Origin of the sequence: Roseomonas sp. 18066 (genome assembly GCF_902706185.1) — a bacterium.
Lineage (GTDB): Bacteria > Pseudomonadota > Alphaproteobacteria > Acetobacterales > Acetobacteraceae > Pseudoroseomonas.
In genome coordinates this window covers 21,139-27,138 of the sequence record NZ_CACSJM010000083.1, presented here as the reverse complement: position 1 = coordinate 27,138, position 6,000 = coordinate 21,139, and the positions used below count along the sequence as shown (strand labels likewise).

General features: G+C 66.3%; 4 protein-coding genes and 1 pseudogene. 1 reads left to right on the top strand and 4 read right to left on the bottom strand.

Annotated features, from left to right (window positions below; translation table 11 throughout):
- Nucleotides 1–215 precede the first annotated feature (215 nt).
- Both GVN67_RS17205 and GVN67_RS17200 read right to left on the bottom strand, forming a co-directional pair.
- Nucleotides 216–941 carry a hypothetical protein gene (locus tag GVN67_RS17205; protein WP_159998178.1) on the bottom strand — a complete coding sequence of 242 codons (726 nt, stop codon included), beginning with the start codon at nucleotides 939–941 and terminating at the stop codon, nucleotides 216–218.
- Between the two features lie 73 nt (nucleotides 942–1,014).
- Nucleotides 1,015–1,737 carry a DUF1028 domain-containing protein gene (locus tag GVN67_RS17200; protein ID WP_159998176.1) on the bottom strand — a complete coding sequence of 241 codons (723 nt, stop codon included), beginning with the start codon at nucleotides 1,735–1,737 and terminating at the stop codon, nucleotides 1,015–1,017.
- Nucleotides 1,738–1,925: 188 nt separating this feature from the next.
- Between GVN67_RS17200 and guaA the strand changes: the two genes are divergently transcribed.
- Entirely contained in the window at nucleotides 1,926–3,500 is a 1,575-nt protein-coding gene (gene guaA, locus GVN67_RS17195) for a glutamine-hydrolyzing GMP synthase (protein ID WP_159998174.1), read from the top strand.
- A 68-nt stretch (nucleotides 3,501–3,568) separates the two neighbouring features.
- Here the strand turns inward: guaA and GVN67_RS17190 are convergent.
- Nucleotides 3,569–4,261: pseudogene (locus tag GVN67_RS17190) on the bottom strand (ParB/RepB/Spo0J family partition protein); the annotation flags it as partial.
- A 184-nt stretch (nucleotides 4,262–4,445) separates the two neighbouring features.
- Complete coding sequence (locus GVN67_RS17185; RefSeq protein WP_159998170.1) at nucleotides 4,446–5,639, bottom strand: DUF932 domain-containing protein; 1,194 nt, start codon at nucleotides 5,637–5,639, stop codon at nucleotides 4,446–4,448.
- Nucleotides 5,640–6,000: the final 361 nt, after the last annotated feature.

Here is a 6,000-nt window from a genome sequence, read left to right as displayed (position 1 = left end):
TTCATGTATGTTAAGTAAATTTTTGATTTCATTCGTGGCTTGATTGCGATTTTTTCTTAAAACTGCATCTAATGTTTTTTTCATGCAGTAGACGGCATACGAGGTAGGAGTCCGTCTTGTGGGCTCGGAGATGAGTATAAGAGACAGGCGGTCATCCGCCGCCGCGTCCGCAGCAGCAGCAGGACCGCCCGCCGCGCTGAGGCCCGGACGCAGCCCTATCGGTCACACAGGGGGGCGTCCGGCACTTTCTCCAGGCCGAGAAGCTCGGCGAAGGCCTGCAGCTCCCCGGTGGTGGCGTGGCGCAGGAAGAAGGTCTCCTGCGCGAAGTCGAGCGGCCGGCGCCGGCCGAAGGGCAGCTCCGACAGGGCCAGGCCGATCTCCCGGCCCACCCGGGCCAGTTTCTTCTCGGGGCTGAGCAGGGCGTCGGGCTCGGCGATCGCGGTGTAGCGCTGGATGAAGTCCGGCACGATCGCGGTGCGGAAGATCAGCATGCCGGTCTGCAGCGGCTGCGGCGTGCCGCGGCCGGAGGGGGCGATGATCTTCGCCTCCGGGTATTGGGCGATCTGCCGCTCGATGATGTCCTCGCCGTAGAGCAGGCTGCCCTGTTCGACCAGCACGACGTGGTCGTGGCCGTTGCAATAGGCCAGCATCAGGCCGCTCAGCAGGGCGCGCGACCAGCCCGAATAGTGATGCGGGCAGCCGACCGCATGGCCGAAGTTCCGGCTCAGCCGGGTCCAGTTGATATTGGAGCGCCGCGGCAGCGAGGGCAGGACGGGCGAGGCCGATTCCAAGATGTAGATCTGGTCGGGCGCGGTGAACTTCCGCAGGCACCATTCCCACAGATAGAAGCATCCGACCGAGCGAACGTAGTCATCCCCAAAGACCCGATAGGGTTTTGGCGCAGCATCGCAGTACCAGCCCGAGATGATGTCGTAGGTCAAGCCGGGGCTCCGGGGCGCAGAAAAAAGATGGGGTCCAGGGGAATTCCTTCCCCTGGCCTTTCTTATTCTGTGGCTACCGCTTCGGAAAGCGCAGCTCGAGCCCCTTGGCGCGCCACCCCGCTTCGATGACCGCCTTGTCGACCAGCCCGGAGGGATCCGCCCTGCGCGGCGCCGTGGCCAGTCCCGGCGCCCGGTCCCGCCGCCAGACCCCGAGCAGCCGGCGCATTTCGTCGAGCGGCGTCGGGTGGTCGTCGACGCGCAGGTCGAGGTCGGGGAAGTCCTCGCCGGTGATCAGCTTCATCGCCGCCGATTGCCGGCCGCGGCGGTCGCCGCCGGCGGCCTGGCCGGCATCGAGGGCCAGCATCAGCCGCTCCGGCATCGGCAGGGCGGCGGCGGAGGCGTAGCAGGCCGCCGTCTCGGCCACCACGCTTTCACCCGCCAGCATGTTGCCCGCCACCGAGAAGCCCGGGGCGCTGGTGCTGCCGGCCCATTCGACGCAGCTCTCGCCGGTCCAGGCGGCGGAATTGCCGTGGCGGTCGACGCAATGGACCTGGCGCAGCGCGCTGCCGCGGTCGCCGGCCAGCGCCCCCTGGATGGCGTCGGCCGGCGACAGGCCGCGGGCCAGCCCGTCCAGGATGGCCGGGCCCAGATAGCGGTTGGTGAAGGACTGGGTGGAGACGGCGCCGATGCCGGGCCGGACGAAGGGGCAGGAGGCGCCGACGCCGAAGGCGCAGGTGGTGACGGCGACGGCGAAGGCGCCGCTGGCGGGGTCATGCGCCACGATCGACCAGGTCATCCGTTGAACGCTCCTCGGGGCTGTTGCCCTGACCCTGGCGGCGGCGCGCCGGGGGATCAAGGGGGCGGCCGAGCGCCCTTGCGTGAGCGGGGCCCGGGCAGAGGGCCGCGATCGTTGCAACCCTGGCGCGCCGCGGCGGCCGCTCGAAAGCCTTGCTTCGGGGAGACGGACGTGGTGCAAGCTCGCCCATGGTCGACCTGTCCTCCCAAGCTCTCCACCAGGACCGCATCCTCATCCTCGATTTCGGCAGCCAGGTGACGCAGTTGATTGCGCGCCGGGTCCGGGAATCGGGCGTCTATTGCGAGGTATGGCCCTTCACCGCCCAGGCGGATCGCATCCAGGGCTTCGCGCCGAAGGGGATCATCCTCTCGGGCGGGCCGGCCAGCACCGTCGACGAAGGCAGCCCGCGGGCGCCGCAGGCGGTGTTCGAGATGGGGGTGCCGCTGCTGGGCATCTGCTACGGCCAGCAGACCATGTGCATGCAGCTGGGCGGGCTGGTCGAGAAGAGCGACCACCAGGAATATGGCCGGGCCTATGTCGAGGTGCAGGAAGCCTGCGCGCTGACCCAGGATGTCTGGGCGCAGGGCGCGCGCGAGCAGGTCTGGATGAGCCATGGCGACCGCGTCGCCCGGCTGCCGGAGGGCTTCCGCATCGTGGCGACCTCCGAGGGCGCGCCCTGCGCCATGGTCGCCGATGACAGCCGCCATTTCTACGGCATCCAGTTCCACCCCGAGGTGGTGCACACGCCGCATGGCGCGGCGCTGCTGAAGAACTTCACCCATGGCGTCTGCGGCTGCCTGGGCGACTGGACCATGGCGGCGTTCCGGGCCGAGGCGGTGGCGCGCATCCGCGCCCAGGTCGGCACTGGCAAGGTGGTCTGCGGCCTGTCCGGCGGCGTCGATTCCTCGGTGGCGGCGGTGCTGATCCACGAGGCGATCGGCGACCAGCTGACCTGCATCTATGTCGATCACGGGCTGATGCGCGGCGGCGAGACGGAGCAGGTGGTCGACACCTTCCGCGGCCGCTTCAACATCAAGCTGGTGCATCGCGACGCCTCGGACCTGTTCCTCGGCGAGCTGGCCGGCGTCACCGACCCGGAGAAGAAGCGCAAGACCATCGGCCGGCTGTTCATCGAGGTCTTCGAGGAAGAGCAGGGCAAGATCGGCGGCGCCGATTTCCTGGCGCAGGGCACGCTGTATCCGGACGTAATCGAGAGCGTCTCGGCCACCGGCGGGCCGTCGGTGACGATCAAGTCGCACCACAATGTCGGCGGCCTGCCCGAGGACATGCGGATGCAGCTGGTCGAGCCGCTGCGCGACCTGTTCAAGGACGAGGTCCGCGCCCTCGGCCGCGAGCTCGGCATGCCGGAGGAGATCGTCGGCCGCCACCCCTTCCCGGGGCCTGGCCTGGCGATCCGCATCCCCGGCGAGGTGACGCGGGAGAAGGTGGCGATCCTGCAGAAGGCCGATCTGATCTACCTGGAAGAGATCCGCAGCGCCGGGTTGTACGACGCCATCTGGCAGGCCTTCACCGTGCTGCTGCCGGTGAAGACGGTGGGCGTGATGGGCGACGGCCGCACCTACGACAATGCCTGCGCGCTGCGGGCGGTGACCTCCACCGACGGCATGACGGCGGATGTCTATCCCTTCACCATGGAATTCCTGACCCGCGTCGCCGGGCGCATCGTCAACGAGGTGCGCGGCATCAACCGGGTGACCTACGACATCACCTCGAAGCCGCCAGGGACGATCGAATGGGAATGATTCAGGCCCATCCGAACGCCGCCGATTTTACGCTGCGGTACGACTTAAGTCGCTGAAAACAAAAAGAAATACCCCCTAGGCCCGACGAACTGCGCACGGCGATCGGAAGCGCGTACCGCACCTTCGGTCAACATGCGGCGGATTTCGTAGGGCTGGCGGCTGTAGGATCGCTGGATCGTCTCCCACACCTCCATCTGCCGCGCATGGTCGTGCGACACGGTGAAGGCCATGAGTTGGTCCAGCGCAATGCCGTCCTCGGCATAGACGTCGAGCAGTGCCGGGGCGACCGAAGCGAGGCGCAGCCGCTGACGAACCACGGCCGGGGTGACGTAGAAGCGGGCGGCGATATCCTCCTCGCCCATGCCGCGTTCGATCAGGGCCTGGAAGGCTTTGAACTGGTCGAGGGGATGCAGCGCCTCGCGGTGGACGTTCTCGGCGAGGCTGTCCTCCTCGGCGGGGATCGCGGATCTGGCGTCGCGGACGTTGCAGGGGACCGGCGCGGTTTTCGCGAGACGCTTGGCCTTGATCAGCAGTTCGAGCGCCCGGAACCGGCGACCGCCGGCCGGGACCTCGAAGATGCCGGTTTCCACGCCCTCGCCATCAAGCACAGGGCGGACGTTGAGGTTCTGAAGAAGGCCGCGGTGGCCGATATCCTCGGCCAGTTCCGGAATCGAGACGCCGGCCTTGGTCTTGCGGACGTTGGCCTGGCTCAGGATGAGCTTGTTGAAGGGGATGTCGCGACGCTCGCCAAGGGACGCGATCTTCTGAACGGCACGGGATACTCCACGACGGGCGGCCGAGAGACTCTCTCTCGACCTCCAACCCGTCACGAAGCGAAGCGCCGCCCTCTTCCTCTAAAGGGGGCAGCGCCACGGGACGGGATTTGGGACACGCGGAAGCGCAAAGCCGGAGACACGGAAATCCGCATCTCCGACTTTGCGGATGTCAGGCGGCTCGATCGAGCAGTTTCTTGGCCTTGGCCTCCATGTCGAGGCGGGCGTCCTGATGCGGCTTGTCGCGCGCGACGGCGGTGATGCCCTGCACGAAATCGAAGATGCTCTCGGGTGGCCGCCCTTCCTCCGCCTGGACCGTTTCGATGATCTTGCCGGTCTCGGCCTTGGAGAAGCCGCGTCGACGCAGAAAGTCGGTGCGGTCTTCGTCTGTGCGCGCCACGATCCGCTCGCGCGCCTGCTTGATGCCGTTGACGAAAGGCAGCGGCGAGGAATTGGCGAAGTTTGCTAGCGCCGGGGCGGCCTCATGCGCAAACCGGTTGGCGGCATATTTGGAGTGGCGGATGGTGATTTCCTCGAAATCCTCCACGCCCCACAAATTCCGGTTCTGGCAGACCGCGCGCAGATAGAAGCTCGCCATGCCGAGCGTCTTGGCGCCGACCTCGGAATTCCAGCAGTAGAAGCCGCGGAAATATAAGTCCGGCGAGCCGTCAGGCAGGCGCCCGGCCTCGATCGGATTCAGGTCGTCGACGAGGAAGAGAAAAACGTCGCGATCGGAGGCATAGAGCGTCGTGGTATCCTTGGTGATGTCTACCCGCGGATTGTAGATGCCGGTCGACCAATCGAGCACGCCCGGAACCTTCCAGCGGGTGTCGCCCGTGCCGTTGCCGGCGATGCGCTGCACCGCCTCGACCAGTTCGTGGTCGAAGATGCGGCCGTAGTCCGGGCCTGTAACGGCGCGCAGCTCGACCCGGCCGTTATCAGTTTCGAGCGTCTTGATCTGCTCGGCCCGATTGGAGGTCAGGCCGTATTGCAGGTTGATGCCGGCGAGTGCGGCAGGAAGCTGCCGCAAATAGGCGGCGGGCGCTCCGACTAGGCTGGCGAGTTGGCCGAAGGACCAGTGCGTCGTCGCGATGGAAGTGTCGGTGCCCGGGAGGATCAGCGCCAGCCGCTCTGAGTCATTGCGGTTCGCCTCGACATGGATGAGCGCGCTTTCCACCACCCGCGTCCGGCTACGTTCGGTGCGGTCGCGGACCGTGTGTGCCAACTCGGACAAGGAGAGGTAGCGCTCGTCGGCCGGACGCGCGAACCACTCAGACGAGACGCGGCCGACCCGCTCGCCACGGCCGACATCGACCTTGTAACCGCCGCTGGTGTCACGGCGCGCATCGAGGACGTGCATATTCATGGGACCAATCTCCATGACGGGCGTCGGAGACTTCTTCTCCAACCCTCAACCCGTCACTGAAAACCGGTCCACACTCTCACTAGGCTAGGTTTGTTGCCAAAATTAGTCAACTCGAAACTGCCTTTAAGCTCATGGAATCAAACAGATTCTTTCTAGGACACTGAAACGCCACTGATTCCCGGCTGCAGGCTGCATCTCCGGTCTACCGCGTCGCCGCCCCTCAAAATTCGGGTGATCGATCGAGGCTCCTCGGCGGTGCCAAAGTCGCTGGAATGGGATTTTTCGACGCGACGGGCCTCTCGCGAGGCAGTGCCACATCCATTCCTCTGGCCCGAAACATGACGAAAGAACACGTCGCCCC

What these genes read in the sequence shown, in the direction of transcription:
- GVN67_RS17200 (WP_159998176.1), bottom strand. Translation starts at nt 1,737, where the DNA reads ATGACCTGGTCGATCGTGGCGCATGACCCCGCCAGCGGCGCCTTCGCC.
- guaA (WP_159998174.1), top strand. Translation starts at nt 1,926, where the DNA reads ATGGTCGACCTGTCCTCCCAAGCTCTCCACCAGGACCGCATCCTCATC.
- GVN67_RS17185 (WP_159998170.1), bottom strand. Translation starts at nt 5,639, where the DNA reads ATGAATATGCACGTCCTCGATGCGCGCCGTGACACCAGCGGCGGTTAC.